This window comes from Lactobacillus sp. W8172, from assembly GCF_016102055.1.
Lineage (GTDB): Bacteria > Bacillota > Bacilli > Lactobacillales > Lactobacillaceae > Lactobacillus > Lactobacillus apis_A.
The window spans coordinates 1-14,615 of record NZ_JACFPG010000003.1; the positions used below are offsets into that span (position 1 = coordinate 1).

The window sequence follows — 14,615 nt, forward strand, 5'->3', positions numbered from 1 at the left end:
GGCAACGGAAACAAAGGCAACGGAAACAAAGGCAACGGAAACAAAGGCAACGGAAACAAGGGCAACGGAAACAAAGGCAACGGAAACAAGGGCAACGGAAACAAAGGCAACGGAAACAAAGGCAACAGAGTAAATAGTGCTACTCTTTCCAACTCAGGTCGTTATGGTAATCGTACAAATACGGTAGGTAGCGACAATGATAGCCTAAATTCAGCTAACTACTCTATCGACAATCAACAACTACCAAAGACAGGCTCTGAGAAGAAGTCCCGACTAACAGCTATTGCACTTGGCTCAATCACTTTAACCAACGCTTTAGCACTTCTTTGGACAAAAATTAAAAAGTTTAGTAAATAACTAATTACCGAATCAAAAAGCACCAATGATAATTATCATTGGTGCTTTTAATTTCTCAATTCGTTACTCAATAAAAATATTTTTTAAAATTAAAGCCTGTTTCTCAGATTCTGAACACCATTTTATTTACGTTAAGTACAGTTATTTTTCATAATTAGTCCTCTTATCATTACTAAAGATATATTTCCAATTTTATGAAATAGTTGTTATTTAATTTCCGCTTGTGCAGTAGTTCTTTTCGTCTTTTTCTTCTTAAGTACGTCAATTATCGCCTTGATTTAAACATGCACACATATATAATATAAGTATACAATTAAATATATAATAATTAGTAATGTATACAAATAACTGATGAGGTATTTCAATAATGAAAAGCACAAGAAACGTAAAAGGAAAAGTTCTACTTAGTAGCTCAGCCACTGTTTTACTCGGCCTGCTTTCCGCTAATCCCCAATTAGTCAAAGCAGATAGCGTCCCTACTAATCAAGCAGCTTCTAAGGAAGATGCTACTACCAATAAGATTCCATCCCCGTCAGAAGAGGTCATTAGTGAACCTACAAATCCCACTGACCCTACTGTTAATCAAGCTGCAGTAGCTGCTCAAGATTCTGATGCTAACGCAAGTAAAAAAAGAATTGAGGGAACTGTCGCTGGACTACAAGTTTCCTATGATCTTGACACTGATGAGCTCACTATTTTAGGTGGAACATATGCAAATATCATTAGTTACGACGATCGGATTTCTAACCAATCTCTTTCTGACAGTGAAGGAAATTCCATACAACTTGGAAATGCTAAGCAGATTGTTATTACTGGTAAAATAAATCTTAACTCTTCAAATAATGCCGACTATTTATTCTCTGGTTTTTCTGACGTATCTAAAATTGTAGGATTAGAATACCTAGATCTTTCTCAAGCAACTAGTACAGCTTGCATGTTTAGTGGCTGTAAAGATTTGACTTCACTCGATTTTTCTAGCTTTAACACTGCTAATGTAACAGACATGAGATATATGTTTGACGGCTGCAGCAGTTTAATCCACCTAAATGTTTCACCCCTAAATACTGCTAATGTAACAAACATGAAAGGCATGTTTGCGGAGTGTACAGCTTTAACTTCTCTTGACCTTTCAAGTTTTAACACTGCTAATGTAACAGACATGAGACTTATGTTTAGTGAATGTACAGCTTTGACTTCACTCAATCTTTCTAACTTTAATACTACTAACGTGACTACCATGGCGTATATGTTTAACGAGTGTATAGCTTTACCAACACTCGATCTTTCTAGTTTTAATACTGCTAATGTAACAGACATGGAAGGCATGTTTAAAGATGGTGAAAGCCTCGTTGACCTAGATATATCGAGTTTCGATACTTCCTCACTTTACATCCTAGATGAGATGTTTATGAACTGTACCAGCTTAACTGAACTTAATTTAGAGCACTTCCATATACCTGATATCGATAAGTCTGATTTCGCATATACATTCTATGGCTGTACAAACTTGCGCAAGCTTAACATTAAAAATATTACTACAGGTGCTCCAGAGTACGATTATATGCTAGCCGAATTACCTAGCTTAAATACACTTGTTCTCGGTGAGTACACCGACCTCACAATAGTATATGACGACGATATAGCTAATATGGATGATACTAATGTGGAAGATGTGGGATTAAATACTGAAGGAATTTGGCTCAATGTTGGTAACGGTACAACAATTAGACCCGAAGGTACAGAACAATATACTTCTGAGCAATTAATGCGAGCATATGCCATAACCATGGATGGTACACAGCGTAACTTCACAAAGGGCGATACATATGTCCGCATGGGCTTGCCTATTACTATCCACCATGTAGATGAATCAGGAAAACAAATTGCAGAAGATACTATTTTTCCCGGTAATTTTGGCGACCCTTATTCAATTACTGGTGACTCTGTTGCAGGTTATACTTTAAAAGACGGACAATCCCCTGTTACTGGTATTTATGATAATGATAATACCAAAGAGCGTGATTTTACTTTCACCTACGTTAAAAATCCTGAATCGTCCGCTCCTATCAAAGGAGAAAATGTCATTGTTCATTATCAAGATGAACAAAGCAGAACTATTGCGCCTAACGAGATTTTAAGCGGAAATACAGGCGATGGCTATGTTTCAGCCGCTAAGGAAATTGCTGGTTACACTTTAAAGACTCGGCCAAAAAACGCTACAGGATTCTTTAGTGATACTATCCAGAATGTTATTTACGTCTATAGTAAGACTGAGAGCCAAACTACTGGCAAAGGCAATGAAAGCAAGAATAACGAAAATAAGAGTAATGGAAACAAAGGTAACAAAGCAAATAGTGCCACTCTTCCCAGCTCAAGTCGTTATAGTACTCATACAAATGCACTAGGTAACAAGACTCACACAACCGCACTAGGTAGTAACACTAACAAACTACATTCAGCTAACTACTCTAACAACAATCAATTGCCAAAGACAGGCTCTGAAAAAAGGGCCCAACTAGTAGCTATTGCACTTGGCTTAATCACTTTAGCCAGCGCTGCAGCACTTCTTTGGACAAAAATCAAAAAATTTAGTAAATAACTAAACATTGACTCTGAAAAGCACCAACTATAATTTGACAGTTATGTTGGTGCTTTTAATTTTCTCAATTCATTACTTAATAAAAATATTTTTTAAAATAAAAGCTTGTTTTTCAGATTCTGAGCACCATTTCATCGACGTTAAGTACTAGTTATTTTTCATAGTACAACACTCTTATCATCACTAAGAATATAGTGGCTTATTTTAAAGCGCTTCGTTATTTTATTTTTGCTTGTACAATAATAATTTTATTCTTTATCGTTTTAAGTGCACAAATTCTTGACTTGCTTTTGGCACATACACAAATATAATTATAAATATACTAATACATATATATTTACTTAATTGTATACAAATACACAGCGGAGTGCCTTTATTAATGAAAAAGACAAGTAACGTAAAAGGAAAAGTTCTATTTAGTAGCTCAGCTGCTATTTTACTTGGATTGATTTCCATTAATCCTCATCTAGTCAAAGCGGACAGTTTTTCTACTAGCCAAATGGCTTCTAAGAAAGAAACTACTGCCACTGAGATTCCAAATCCATCAGAAGATATAATTAGTGAACCTGCAAATACTGATGAGTCAGCAGCGAATCAAGCTTCACCAACCGCTCAAGATTCTGATGCTACCGTAAATAAAAAACGAATTGATGGAACTGCTGCTGGACTGCAAGTTTCCTATGACCTTGACACTGATGAACTCACCATTTTAGGTGGAACATATGAACAAATCGGTTTTTTGGACGATTGTCTTTCTGACTATTCCCTTTCTGACGACGAAGGAAATTCCATAAAACTTGCACGTGCTAAGCAGATTGCTATTACTGGTAAGATAAGTCTTAACTCTTCAAATAGTGCAGACTTTTTATTCGCCAGCTTTTCTAATACATGTAAAATTGTAGGGTTAGAGCACCTGGACCTTTCTCAGGCAACTAGTACAGTTTACATGTTTAATGACTGTGAAAGTTTGACCTCACTCAATCTTTCTAGCTTTAATACTGCTAATGTAACAGAAATGAGGGCTATGTTTAGGAGGTGTAAAGCTTTAACAGCACTCGACCTTTCTAGTTTCAATATCTCAAAAGTAATAGACATGGAAGCTATGTTTGAAGGTGATGATAACCTTGTCGACTTAAATATATCAAGTTTCAAGACTACTTTACCTGTAAATCTAGGTGCAACTTTTAAAAACTGTGCCAGTTTAGTTGAGCTAAATTTAGAAAACTTCTATATAACAGATACAAATTTGGGAGAGGTAGAATTAGAAGATACATTCTATGGCTGTACAAGCTTGCGGAAGCTCAACATTAAAAATATTGCTATAGCTGATAATGAGTACGGCAATATGCTAGCCAAATTACCCAGCTTAAATACACTTGTTCTTGGTAAGTACACTGGTCTCTCAACTGTTTTTCCAAGCGGCGCTCCAGCAGAAGATGTAGGACTAGATACGGAGGGAATTTGGCTCAATGTTGGCAACGGTACAACAATTAGACCCGAAGGAACAGAGCAATATACCTCTGAGCAATTGATGGCGGCGCGTGCCACAATCCATGGTAGTAAACAACGTAATTTTACAAAGGCTGAAACATATGTCCGCATGGGCTTGCCTATTACTATCCACCATGTCGATGAGTCAGGAAAACAAATTGCAAAAGATACTATTTTCCCAGGTAATTTTGGCGATCCTTATTCAATTATCGGCGACTCCGTTGCAGGCTATACTTTAAAAGCTGGTCAATCCCCTGTTACTGGTATTTATGATAATGATGAAGATAAAGAAAGAGAATTTACCTTTATTTACATTAAAAGTCCCGAATCGTCCGCTCCTATCAAAGGAGAAGGTGTCCTTGTTCATTATCAAGATGAGCAAGGCAGGACTATTGCACCTGATGAAGTTTTAAACGGAAATATAGGCGATGGTTATGTTTCAGCCGCTAAAGAAATTGCTGGTTACACTTTAAAGACTCGGCCAAAAAACGCTACAGGATTCTTTAGCGATACTATCCAGAATGTTATTTACGTCTATAGTAAGATTCCCTCTAAGGCTGAAGGAGACCAAACTGATAACAAGGGTAACGTAAACAAAAGCAACGGAACAAATAGTGCTACTCCTTCCCGCTCCAGTCGTTATGATGCCCACAAAAATGCACTAGGTAACAATGCTGATAGCATGCATTCAGCTAACTCCTCTACCAACAATCAACTGCCAAAGGCAGGCTCTGAAAGAAAGTCCCAACTAGCAGCTATTGCACTTGGCTTAATCACTTTAACCAGCGCTGTAGCACTTCTTTGGACAAAAATTAAAAAGTTTAGCAAATAACTAAGCGTTGACTCTAAAAAGCACCAACTATAATTGGACAGTTATGTTGGTGTTTTTAATTTTCTCAATTCATTACTTAATAAAAAATATTTTTTAAAATTAAAGCTCGTTTTTCAGATTCTAAGCACCATTTCATCGACGTTAAGTAACAGTTATTTTTCATAGTACACTCTCCTATCATCACCGAGAATATATCAGCCGCCTTATAAACGCAACGTTATTTAATCCTGCTTGTACAGTAATGATTTTCTTCTTTATCGTTTTAAGTGCACTAATCCTTGACTTGATTTTGGCATATACACAAATATAATATAGATATACTAGTACATATATTATAACTAGCGATGTATATAAATAACTGATGAGGTGCCTTTACTAATGAAAAAGACAAATAACTTAAAAGGAAAAACTCTATTTAGTAGCTCAGCCGCTATTTTACTAGGTTTGATTTCCATTAATCCCCGGTTAGTCAAAGCAGATAGTGGTCCTACAAGTCAAGCAGCACCGCAGGAAGGAGACACTACAGATGAAATTCCGGCCCCATCAGAGGATGCTATTAATGATGATACAAATGTAAGTGAACCAGCTGTTGTTCAAGATTCAGTAGCCAATCAAGCTACTGAGTCTGATATAGGCAAAAAGCGAATTGATGGAACTGTCGCTGGACTACAAGTTTCATACGATCTTTACACTGACGAGCTCACCATTCTAGGTGGAACATATACAAATATCGATAATTATGCCGATCGTATTTCTAACTATACTCTTTCTAATAGCGAAGGAAATTCCATAAAGCTTAAACGCGCTAAACAGATTATCATTACTGGCAAAATAAACCTTGATGATTCAAATAACGCCAACTTTTTGTTCGACGGCTTTTCATATGCATCAAAAATTGTAGGTCTAGAATATCTCGACCTTTCTCAAGCAACCAGTACAGCTTTCATGTTTCGTAACTGTCAAAATTTGCTCTCACTTGATATTTCCAGTTTCAATACTGCCAATGTCACAAACATGGGGGCTATGTTTGCCAACTGTAGTAATTTAGACTACCTAGATGTTTCAGCTCTTAATACTGCAAAAGTAACAAATATGGACCGAATGTTTGCTAGTTGTAGTAGCTTAATTTCACTTGATCTCTCTAACTTTGATACTACTAACGTTAAGAGCATGTATGAGATTTTTTTAGACTGCAGTTCCCTGACCTCACTCAACCTTTCCAGCTTCAACACTGCTAACGTAACTACCATGGAGTTTATGTTTAGTGGTTGCTCTGCTTTGCCCACTCTCAATCTGTCTAGTTTTAATACTGCTAACGTGACCACCATGGAGTATATGTTTAATAGCTGTACAGCTTTAACTGCACTTGATCTCTCTAATTTCAATACTGCAAAAGTTACAAGTATGGGCGGAATGTTTTCAGAAAATGAAAGCCTCGTTGACTTGAATATATCAAGTTTCGACACCTCCTCACTTTACGCCCTATATGAAATGTTTATGAATTGTAAAAGCTTAACCGAGCTAAATTTAGAGCACTTCCACATACCTGATATCGAAGAGTCTGATTTCTCACTTACGTTCTATGGCTGTACAAATTTACGCAAGCTTAATATTAAAAATATTACTACGGGTGCACCGGAGTATATTCTTATGCTAGCTGGATTGCCTAACTTAAATACGCTTGTTCTTGGGGAAGACACCGACCTTACAACAGTATATGGAGGCGACATCGATGATATAGATAGCATACCTCCAGGATACTTGGATGATGTAGGATTAGATACTGAAGGAATTTGGCTTAATGTCGGTAAGGGAACAACAACTCATCCCGAAGGAACAGAACAATACACTTCTGAACAATTAATGAGGTCGCGTGCCATAACCATAGATGGTTCAAAGCGTAATTTCGAAAAGGGTGAGACATATGTCCGCATGGGCTTACCTATTACTATTCATCATGTCGATGAGTCAGGTGAAAAAATTGGAGAAAATACTATTTTCCCTGGTAATCTTGGCGATCCCTATTCAATTATTGGCGATTACGTCGCAGGTTATACTTTAAAGGCTGGTCAATCCCCTATTACCGGTATTTATGATACCGATGAAGATAAAGAAAGAGAATTTACCTTTATTTACATTAAAAATCCTGAATCCTCCGCCCCTATCAAAGGAGAGGATGTCACTGTTCATTATCAAGATGAAAACGGCAAAGCGATTGCATCTAGTGAAGTTTTAAGCGGTAATCTAAATGATGGCTATGTTTCAACCGCTAAAGTAATTGCTGGTTATACTTTAAAGAGTCGGCCTAAAAATGCTACAGGATTCTTTAGTAATACTAAGCAAAGCATTATTTATATTTATAGTAAAACTGTTTCTCTAACTGAAGGCGAAACTACTGCTAACCCAGCAAAGCCTACCAGCACAGACAAAGAAATAGGCAATATCCATCAAGGCAATAGTCAAATAGCTAACGGAGCAAATAATGATCAAGCAGCTGCCCTTACTTCGAATCCAAGTAACCATAATACTCTAGGTAACAATGCTAATAACCTAAATTCAGCTAACTCCTCCACCGACGACCACCTGCCAAAAACAGGCTCTGAGAAAAAGTCCCAACTAACAGCTATTACGCTTGGATCAATTACTTTGACTAGTGCCTTAGTACTTGCTTGGACTAAACGTAAGAAAAACTAATATAGCTTAACAGCAATTAGCAAATTTTAAAAACCACTTAGTGTTATAAAGCTAAGTGGTTTTTATCTTGCACAAAAGCACTTGACCAGTTTTAATAAAAGAAGACAATTTTTAATTAAAAGGAGCAAAAATGGGACTTAACAAACCACTTTTATTTGCGCTTAGTGATACTAAGCCCGGACCAAAAAATCTAATTACAGATGTTGCTGGCATTACAGTCGGCCATAAAACCATTGTTACTGACCGTCTTAGAACAGGCGTAACAGTAGTTAAACCTTGTCAGGACAATATCTTCCGAGAAAAAATGCCAGCAGCCGCTCATGTCATTAACGGCTTCGGTAAAAGCACTGGCCTCGTACAAGTAGAAGAATTAGGAACAATTGAAACACCACTCGTTTTAACTAACACGTTAAGCGTTGGGACTGCTTCAATGGCTCTTGTTAAAAGGATGCTTGCCGAGAATCCTGAAATTGGTCTTTCGACTGGTAGCGTTAATCCAATTATTATGGAATGCAATGACAGCTCAATTAACCATATTCGCGACTTAGGCGTTACCGAAGACGATGTCAACACTGCATTTGATGCTGCAACCACTGATTTTGCAGAAGGTGGCGTTGGTGGTGGTACAGGCATGCGCTGCTATGAACTCAAGGGCGGTATCGGTTCTGCTTCAAGACAGGTAGAAATTGACGGTAAAACGTTTACTATGGGCGCACTTGTCATGTCTAACTTCGGTCTCAGCACTGACTTAAACATTTATGGTCATGCAATTGGTAAAAAGTTTGTTGAAAATAAAGATAGCAAAGAGAAAGGTAGTATCATTACTGTAATTGCTACTGACATTCCGTTTAATTCACGTCAATTAAAACGAATTGCAAAACGCTCTAGTATTGGAATTACACGTAGCGGCTCATTCAGCGGTAACGGCAGCGGTGAAATCACCCTTGCCTTTTCGACCGCTAATCGCGTCAGCCATTTCCCTGAGCATGAGTTAAGTACCATTCAGGCAATCACTGATGATAAGATTGACCGTTACTTCAGAATTACTGTTGATATCGTCAACGAAGCAATCCTTAGCTCCCTGGCCCATGGTCAAACCACTCCAGATCGTGATGGCAACCCAATTCTAGGTTTAAAGGATGCTTTGGCTCAACTGGGCAATGACGAAGAAGCATTACAATTACGAAAAGATTTAGGAATCTAGCAAAAACTGATAGCTGTATTTTTAATAATTAGCTATCAGTTTTTTATTAGATATAGATAATTAGATACCGCTAACATTGTTTTTATCCTACCCCAAGATGATATAATTAACCAAAATGTTAACGGTTACAAAGGAGTATTAGTATGACACCTTGGTGGAAAAAAGCAGTTATTTATCAAATTTATCCCAAATCATTTCAAGATAGCAACGGAGACGGTATTGGGGATTTGCCTGGTATTATTTCTCGTTTAGATTATTTACAAAAACTTGGTATTGACGCAATATGGCTTTCTCCTATTTATAAGTCTCCTGGAATTGATAACGGCTATGATATCGCCGATTATGAAGCTATTGATCCTCAATATGGCACAATGGCAGATATGAAAAAGTTGATTTTAGAGGCTAAGAAGCGAAACATCCGGATTATTATGGATTTAGTTGTTAATCATACTTCTGATCAACATCCGTGGTTTATTGAAGCAAAGAAAAGTACAAATAGCCCATATCGCGATTTTTATATATGGCGTAATCCCGTCAATAATCATGAACCAAATAATCTAAAGTCTGATTTTTCTGGCTCAGCATGGAAGTTTGATCAAGGAACTGGCCAGTACTATTTGCATTTCTTTGCTCCTCAGCAACCAGATTTAAATTGGCAAAATCCTCGATTAAGACAAAAGATTTATGACATGATGAATTTTTGGCTTGACATGGGCATAGAAGGTTTCAGAATGGATGTAATCGAATTAATCGGTAAAGATCCGGATAAAAAGATTAGAGAAAATGGTCCTAAACTTCATACCTATCTTCAAGAAATGAATCAAGCTGTTTTGGCAAACCGTGATGTCGTAACTGTAGGTGAAACTTGGAGTGCCACTATTGATAGTGCAAAAAAATATTCAGATCCTGAGCAGCATGAATTATCTATGATTTTTCAATTTGAAAACCAAAATATCGATAAACAGCCAGGAAAGTCAAAATGGGATTTAAAACCCTATAAGGCTTCTAATCTTAAAGAAGTATTGCTTAAATGGCAAATAGAATTTGATTATGAACATGCCTGGAATAGTCTGTTTTGGGAGAATCATGATATTCCTAGAGTTATTTCTCGTTGGGGCAATGACAGTAAATATCGCGTACAATCAGCTAAAATGTTCGCTATTGCCCTACACTTAATGCGAGGAACTCCTTATATTTATAATGGGGAAGAAATTGGCATGACCAATTGCCCTATAAATGATATCTCTGAAGTTGAAGACCTAGAAAGTATTAACATGTACAACGAACGACTCTCACAGGGCTACAGCAAAGCAGAAATAATCAAATCAATCAATGCAAAGGGACGTGATAATGCTCGCAGACCAATGCAATGGTCAAAAGAAGCTTCTTCAGGCTTTACTTCTGGCAAACCTTGGCTTGCACTTAACTCAAACTATAAAGAAATCAATGTTCAAGCTGCTTTAATGGACCCACAATCAATTTTTTATACTTATCAGCATTTGATTAAATTACGCCACGAAAACAAAATTGTTGTTAGTGGTTCATTCACTACTGCAATATCTAGTCAAAATGTTTTAGCCTACTATCGTGAACTTAATGATCAATGTTGGTTAATTGTCGCCAATTTATCAGAGAATGAAGAACACTTTTCTACATCCGCAGAAATCAAGCAATTCTTAATCAGTAATTATTCTGCACCACAATCATTAGATAACATCGTGTTACGACCATATGAGGCATTTGCTGTAGAGATAATTAAATGATGGATTACAGAAAAAGGCTTTGGGAGCATCCCTCCCAAAGCCTTTTTAATATACAATATCTTCTGATATTAGCTAGTTTTTCCATCCAAAATATTTTTATTAAGCAAAAAGTGCAACTCTTGTGACTCGCACTTTTCTATTCATTAACCCTTTTCCGCACCAGCAGTTATACCATTTACGTAAAACTTCTGCATGAAGACGAATAAAATTGTGATAGGAATAGCAATAATCACACATCCTGCAACAAATTCCGCAAAATTTGCAGTAGCATTTCCCTTAGTGTTATGTACCATATTATAAAGTCCATACGCAATCGTATAGTTCTTCGGATTACCGGAAGTTGATAAAATGATACCCGAGAAAATAAAATCAGTCCATGGACTTATGAAAGAAGTTAATGCTGTATAAACAATCATAGGCTTAGCAAGTGGTAAATCAACGTGCATAAAAATTTGCCACTTTGTTGCCCCATCAATTTCCGCAGCTTCATCAATAGAAAACGGTACAGTATCGAAGAAGCCTTTGGCAACATAGAAACCAAGGCCTGCTCCACCAACATATACTAACAGTAATCCGCCCAAATTAAGCATATTCAATCCTTTTAGGATATAGTAAAGAGCTATCATTGACATAAATCCAGGAAACATACCTAAGATTAACGCAAGTTGCATAAATGGCTTTCTAAAAGAAAAACGAAGTCGAGACAAAACATAAGCAACTGAAATCGTTAAAAATGTAGAAATAATCATTGATAGTATTGAAACAATTAAGGTATTAATAATCCAATTGACTAAAGGATATTGTGGATTAGTAAAAATACCAATGTAATTGTCAAAAGTAAATTTTTCTGGCCAAAACGTTGATACAAATCCAGTATCATTATAAGAAAAACTCGCTAGAACTATCCAAATAATTGGTAATATCCACACTAGGGCCAAAATAATTAGTAACACATAGCGGAAAATAAGTGAAAGGCGTTTTTGATTTTGATATGATTTCATTTTTAGCCCTCCTTAAAAGCATTTGTACGACGATACGCCATTAATGAAAATACTGCACTAATAATAAAGATTAAGATGCCTAAAACTGCAGATGCGTTATATCGCTGCTCTTGACCAAACGTCAAATTATATAGCCACGTTACTAGCAAATCAGTAGAGCCTGCACCATTATATTTGTTATTCATCGGTGCTCCACCAGTCAATAAATAAATCACATTGAAGTTATTAATATTTCCAATAAATTGCTGAATAAGCGATGGAGCCATCACAAACAAAATTTGTGGAAATGTAATTGACTTAAATACTTGTATTGCATTTGCCCCATCCATTTTTGCTGCCTCAATTTGATCATTAGGTAAATTTTGAATAATCGCAGTTGAAACTAGCATCGAAACTGGTATACCTATCCACATGTTGACCAAAATAACCGTTATTCTTGCAACTAAAGGAGAGGCTTGACTATCTATAAAGTGAATTGGTCGAGAAACCCATCCAATATTCATTAAAATGTTATTGAGCGCACCCTGATAGTCCAAAAATTGAGCCATCATTAAAAGGGAAACAAATTGAGGTACTGCCCAAACAATTACAAATACTGTCCGCCAAAAGCCTTTATGCTTTATTCCTTTTGATTCAATTAATAAGGCAAGTAATACTCCAAAAAAGAACGTTGTCGCTGTTGCTGCAACTGCCCAGATAAGCGTCCAACCTAATACAGGGAAAAATGTATCTGAAAGGTCCCCAGTAAGTACATTGCCAAAAGCTTGAAATCCTGTCCAAGAAAAAGCAATCGGATGTTGTCGATTATAGTTGGTAAATGCCATTGAAATCATGAAAATTGTTGGCAAAATAGTAAAACATAGAATACCAAGAATTGGTAATGCCATAAGTGTATCATGCAAGCGAGAATCAAATAATGTTGCTAATTCTTCACGGTTTGTCAAAATGTGTTTTCCATCTCGAGCAAGTATATAATTTTTTCTAGTAGAACGAAGATTTACAATATATAGGTAAACCATTGCAATACAGAAAACAATAGCAATTAAGCCAAATAAAAGAATTAGAACTGAGTTTGAAGGCTGTTTTGTAATGTAAACACCTTGTGCACTATCATAAACAACTTTTTTGTTTTTAATAGTTCCTAGGCTAGATAGCATGCTGATCGCAGATACACCGCTAAAAATGAGCCAAGTAATAAATGCTATTTCTGTTAGTACTAAAGCTAGCCCTTTTACCCATTGCTTGTTAGCTAAAGCATTTGAACCCATAATGAAAAACGATAGTTTAGTAGCTATGTTACCTTGGGTCCACACCTCTTTATATGATGCGCTTGGAGCCACGCGTTTTTTCTTCTTAAACATATTCCTTCCTCTTCTAGAACAAAAAGGCCGGGCACTTTCTGTCCAACCTTCAAGTACTGTAATTAGCTATTTCTTTGATGAGTGCTTAGCTAATTTATCAAGCTGTTCTTTATATTGGCTAGGCTTGATTTTACCATCGTAAACACCATTAATTAGAGGAGGAACATCATTCCAAAATACAGACATTTGTGGAAGCTTTGGCATTAGAACTGTGTTGCCTGGCTTAGACATTTCTATAACTGCATCAGCAACTGGATCTTTCTTAACCTCTGGATCGTTAACCGCCTCTTTAAGTACAGGAATCTGACCCGCATTTTTATGAACAATTAGTTGTGATTTTTTATTTGTAATAAATGCTGCTAATTGTGCGGCAGCTTTAGGGTTTTTAGTATGTGCATTAACTGCAAAGCCTTCTATTCCTAAGAATGCTTGCATTTGAACACTTTTGCCACCAACATCAATCATTGGATATTTAGCAACCGCAAAGTTTTTACCCAAGATTTTTTTAATATTAGCAGCATTCCATGGGCCATCTAAAATTGCCTGAGCATTTCCCTTCTTCAACTGGTTCAAAGCATTTGAAGTTTGCATAACTCCTTCATTATTCTTTTGAGCTGCAAACCACTTTAATGCGTTAACACCATCGTTAGAATTAAAAGTTGAGCCCTTTAAATCTTCTCCACTATCACCATACAGTTTGGTTCCTGCGGAAAAGAATACTGGCCACATTACATAAGCGTTAGTAAAGTCGGTAGCCACAGTGCCCTTAGAAGTCAAAGACTTCCAGTTCTTCACATCACTTTCTGATAGTTTGGCTTTGTTATAGTAAATTGTTTGTGCTTGCTGCGCATATGGATAAGCGTATATTTTCCCTTTCCAAGAAACACCTTTAGCGGCAACAGCAACATAGTTAGACTTAATATTACTGGTATCTTTTGGAGACAATGGATTAATATAGCCAGAATCAGCCATTTGTCCCAATTGATCATTAGGTGCCTCAAAAACATCGGCAGCTTTTGATGGGTCCTTTCCAACATCTGATTTAGCATTAGCTGAACCTGTTGGGTTTTGTGTTACACGTACTGAGATGTTTTTATGCTTTTTCGTAAAATCACTAGCTATCTTTTTGTAATATGATACTTGGTCTGTATCAACCCATAAGGTCAGCTTTGCACTTTCATTACTATTCGTATTTGATGAAGAACTTGAATTATTAGAACAAGCTGCAAGAGATATTGTAGTCAAGATTGCAGTACTTCCTAAAGTCAGTTTTTTGATAAAATTCATTTTACTTATCTCCTAATATATAAAAT

Annotated in this window: 9 protein-coding genes; 6 read left to right on the plus strand and 3 right to left on the minus strand. The window is 36.6% G+C overall.

Annotated elements, in window-relative coordinates:
* The 6 genes from H3R21_RS04820 to H3R21_RS04845 all read left to right on the plus strand — a co-directional run.
* Positions 1–357 (plus strand): hypothetical protein (locus H3R21_RS04820; RefSeq protein WP_198183422.1); only part of this gene is annotated, 357 nt, incomplete at its 5' end.
* 367 nt (positions 358–724) lie between these two features.
* Positions 725–2,956 carry a BspA family leucine-rich repeat surface protein gene (locus H3R21_RS04825; protein ID WP_198183424.1) on the plus strand — a complete coding sequence of 744 codons (2,232 nt, stop codon included), beginning with the start codon at positions 725–727 and terminating at the stop codon, positions 2,954–2,956.
* A 379-nt stretch (positions 2,957–3,335) separates the two neighbouring features.
* The gene (locus H3R21_RS04830; protein WP_198183426.1) at positions 3,336–5,279 is read left to right on the plus strand and encodes a MucBP domain-containing protein; all 1,944 of its coding nucleotides are present in this window, start codon (positions 3,336–3,338) and stop codon (positions 5,277–5,279) included.
* A gap of 378 nt (positions 5,280–5,657) precedes the next feature.
* On the plus strand, positions 5,658–7,973 hold the full coding sequence (locus H3R21_RS04835) for a BspA family leucine-rich repeat surface protein (RefSeq protein WP_198183428.1): 2,316 nt from the start codon (positions 5,658–5,660) through the stop codon (positions 7,971–7,973).
* Positions 7,974–8,103: 130 nt separating this feature from the next.
* Positions 8,104–9,177, plus strand: a complete 1,074-nt coding sequence (locus H3R21_RS04840; protein ID WP_198183430.1) for a P1 family peptidase — start codon at positions 8,104–8,106, stop codon at positions 9,175–9,177.
* Positions 9,178–9,320: 143 nt separating this feature from the next.
* The gene (locus H3R21_RS04845; protein ID WP_198183432.1) at positions 9,321–10,940 is read left to right on the plus strand and encodes an alpha-glucosidase; all 1,620 of its coding nucleotides are present in this window, start codon (positions 9,321–9,323) and stop codon (positions 10,938–10,940) included.
* Positions 10,941–11,083: 143 nt separating this feature from the next.
* On the opposite strand, the gene H3R21_RS04850 is transcribed toward H3R21_RS04845, so the two are convergent.
* The 3 genes from H3R21_RS04850 to H3R21_RS04860 all read right to left on the minus strand — a co-directional run bounded on the left by H3R21_RS04850 (position 11,084) and on the right by H3R21_RS04860 (position 14,589).
* Positions 11,084–11,941, minus strand: a complete 858-nt coding sequence (locus tag H3R21_RS04850; protein ID WP_198183434.1) for a sugar ABC transporter permease — start codon at positions 11,939–11,941, stop codon at positions 11,084–11,086.
* Between the two features lie 2 nt (positions 11,942–11,943).
* Positions 11,944–13,302, minus strand: coding sequence for a carbohydrate ABC transporter permease (locus H3R21_RS04855; RefSeq protein WP_198183436.1), 1,359 nt, complete (start codon positions 13,300–13,302; stop codon positions 11,944–11,946).
* 66 nt (positions 13,303–13,368) lie between these two features.
* The gene (locus H3R21_RS04860) at positions 13,369–14,589 is read right to left on the minus strand and encodes an extracellular solute-binding protein (RefSeq protein WP_198183438.1); all 1,221 of its coding nucleotides are present in this window, start codon (positions 14,587–14,589) and stop codon (positions 13,369–13,371) included.
* Positions 14,590–14,615: the final 26 nt, after the last annotated feature.

Coding starts and splice junctions, on each gene's coding strand:
- H3R21_RS04840 (WP_198183430.1), top strand. CDS start 8,104: ATGGGACTTAACAAACCACTTTTATTTGCGCTTAGTGATACTAAGCCC.
- H3R21_RS04855 (WP_198183436.1), bottom strand. CDS start 13,302: ATGTTTAAGAAGAAAAAACGCGTGGCTCCAAGCGCATCATATAAAGAG.
- H3R21_RS04825 (WP_198183424.1), top strand. CDS start 725: ATGAAAAGCACAAGAAACGTAAAAGGAAAAGTTCTACTTAGTAGCTCA.
- H3R21_RS04845 (WP_198183432.1), top strand. CDS start 9,321: ATGACACCTTGGTGGAAAAAAGCAGTTATTTATCAAATTTATCCCAAA.
- H3R21_RS04830 (WP_198183426.1), top strand. CDS start 3,336: ATGAAAAAGACAAGTAACGTAAAAGGAAAAGTTCTATTTAGTAGCTCA.
- H3R21_RS04835 (WP_198183428.1), top strand. CDS start 5,658: ATGAAAAAGACAAATAACTTAAAAGGAAAAACTCTATTTAGTAGCTCA.
- H3R21_RS04860 (WP_198183438.1), bottom strand. CDS start 14,589: ATGAATTTTATCAAAAAACTGACTTTAGGAAGTACTGCAATCTTGACT.
- H3R21_RS04850 (WP_198183434.1), bottom strand. CDS start 11,941: ATGAAATCATATCAAAATCAAAAACGCCTTTCACTTATTTTCCGCTAT.